Below are 2,173 nucleotides of genomic sequence, written 5' to 3'. Positions count from 1 at the left end.
GGGCGGTGACGGCTCGGGTTGGGGCGGGGCTCCGGGCCGCACCGGGCGAACTCGAGCTCACCCGCTGCAAGAAGCCCTTGGCCTGCTGGCTGAGCGCGTCGAGGTCCTTGCGAAAGCCCGCGAGGTCGTTGGCGGAGAGCTTGCTCAGGGCGTCAACGAAGGCGCGGGCGCTCAGGCCGCTGGCCCGGGGCGACTCCTGCACGACGAGGTAGAGGGTGTAGGCGCGGGTGGCCTCGAGGAAGGCCTGGGTAGCGCTGGTCTGGCTGCGCGCCCGTGCGAGGGCGTTGACGATGCCCTGGGCGTAGGTGCGCTCGAGGGTCCGGCGCACCTTGTCGATGTCGCTGCCCAGCCCCTGGACCTCGGCGGTGAGGGCCTTGGGCAGGGCGCTGGCGGCGACGAGGCGGGGCAGCAGGGCGCTGGCTACCTCGGACTGGCCGCTGCCCAAAGCGTCGAAGTAGCTGTCGTAGAGGGCCTTGCCCAGGAGGCTTCGCACCATCTGCAAGCGGGCCTCGAGGTCGGCCCTGCTCTTGCGGGCCAGCGAGGTCTGGGCGTCGCTCAGGGCGGTGGAGATGCCCTCGCGCAGCTTGGGCGAGAGGTCGCCCCCCTCCTTGCTGAGGTACTCGCTGGCCTGCTTCAGGAGGTCGCTGGCCTGTTTGGGGTTGCTGCCCTGCACGCTCTGGACCTGGTTCATCAGCGAGGCGACCTTGTCATACACGGTGGTCAGCGGGGCGGCCCAGGCCCAGGCCCCGAGGACGATTACGGCGATCCATCGTTTCATCATCAAGCCTCCTAGCGTGGTCTGGCCTCTTGGGGTACCGTCTGTAGCTGGCGCAGCCGGTAGAGCAGGTGTCCGGGGTTGGCGTCGTGGTCGGCGAGCACCGCCACCCAACTCTGGCCCATCCCACGCACCATAAGCTGGGCGTTTCCCATGACAGTGTAAAACATGGCGTACGGTTGCCTTAGGGAAAGTAACCGGTGGGCCGTGCCCACGAGCATGGGCAATTCCCCCGAGTCCTCCGGCAAGCGGATCTCCGACCCCCACGGCGTCTGGACCGCCACCCCGATGACGCCCTCGAAGCGGGCGAGCTCCTGCAAGAGGCCCACGCGCGCCTCCGCCTCGCTGAGGTCGAGCCAGTCGGGGGGGAGCTCGAGGGTGGGCTCGCTCGGCAGGCTGGCGGGCGCCGCCGGCGTGCTCACGGGCACGGCCTGGGTCTGGCGCAGGGCCTTGACCAACGCCTTGAGCGGCGGCACCTGCCCGGCAATGGGCAACACCTGCCGCAACTCCGCCAGGAGCGGCCCCTCGATCAGCTCGATCCACTCCCCCGGCCCCATCATCCGGGGGTTCTTGCGGGCCTTGTGCAGCACCCGGCGCAGCAGACCCTCCGCCGCCCCCCGCGACACGTACGCCATCAGCGCTTCGATAATTTTGGCTTCAACATCCACTCGGTGACACCTTCCCAGGTGATTATAGGCGGGAGGGCTTGCCAAGCGCGTGACGATTGTGTACCATCTCTGATGCCCAATTCCGGGTGCACCCCCGGGAGGGGGCGCCGCCAGAGCCTCGTTGGGGCGTCGTCTAACGGCAGGACTACGGATTCTGGCTCCGTCAATCGTGGTTCGAATCCACGCGCCCCAGCCAACTTATTCGCCTCCAGCCGCGAGTAATAGGCCTGGAAACAGCAAAACCGCCAGATCACCTCACGTCTGGCCCCATCGACTAGCGGTTAGGTCACCGCCCTTTCAAGGCGGCGGCAGGGGTTCGAATCCCCTTGGGGTCACCAGGCAGCCCCCGGAATTCCGGGGGTTTAGCTTTTCTTGAGGGTCGATGGCCCATAGCCGGGTGCAGGTCGTACGTCCTACGTCGTACGCAAAACGCAAGACGCAAGACGCCAGTCGTGCGTCCTACGTCGTACGCGATACGCAAGATGCCTTGTTGGGATCAATCATTCACTGGGGCTGTGCCCGCCCCGCAGGCTGGCTACAGCCCCACTTCCCAGGGGACACCCGCTCGATGGTCGCTGTCCCGCCCCGGCCGTGTTCTTGCGGCTCGCGAGGGAGGGGGTGGGCGGGGTGGCGCAGACGGGCATGCCGCCGGGTCAAGGTGCGGCCCGCACCCCCGCACACGCGGGCGCCGAGGCCCGGCGGCATGCCCGCGAGGGGGTGGCCGTAGGCC

Annotated in this window: 1 protein-coding gene, 2 tRNA genes and 1 pseudogene; 2 read left to right on the top strand and 2 right to left on the bottom strand. The window is 68.3% G+C overall.

Annotated elements, in window-relative coordinates; genetic code table 11:
• Window positions 1-778, bottom strand: a pseudogene (locus Mterra_RS20795) (hypothetical protein); the annotation flags it as partial.
• Between the two features lie 11 nt (window positions 779-789).
• A complete protein-coding gene (locus Mterra_RS20790) occupies window positions 790-1,410 on the bottom strand; it encodes a hypothetical protein (protein WP_147373011.1) in 621 nt (206 codons plus the stop codon).
• A 155-nt stretch (window positions 1,411-1,565) separates the two neighbouring features.
• On the opposite strand from Mterra_RS20790, the gene Mterra_RS20785 reads away from it, so the two are divergent.
• Together Mterra_RS20785 and Mterra_RS20780 are read left to right on the top strand one after the other, a co-directional pair.
• Window positions 1,566-1,639 (top strand) — tRNA-Gln (locus Mterra_RS20785).
• 67 nt (window positions 1,640-1,706) lie between these two features.
• Window positions 1,707-1,781: transfer RNA gene (locus Mterra_RS20780), tRNA-Glu, on the top strand.
• The last annotated feature ends 392 nt before the right edge of the window (window positions 1,782-2,173 follow it).

It is taken from the genome of Calidithermus terrae (assembly GCF_003574345.1).
GTDB classification, from domain to species: Bacteria; Deinococcota; Deinococci; order Deinococcales; family Thermaceae; genus Calidithermus; species Calidithermus chliarophilus.
The sequence above is the reverse complement of the archived record's forward strand: the minus strand, read 5'-3'. Positions and strand labels throughout refer to the sequence as shown.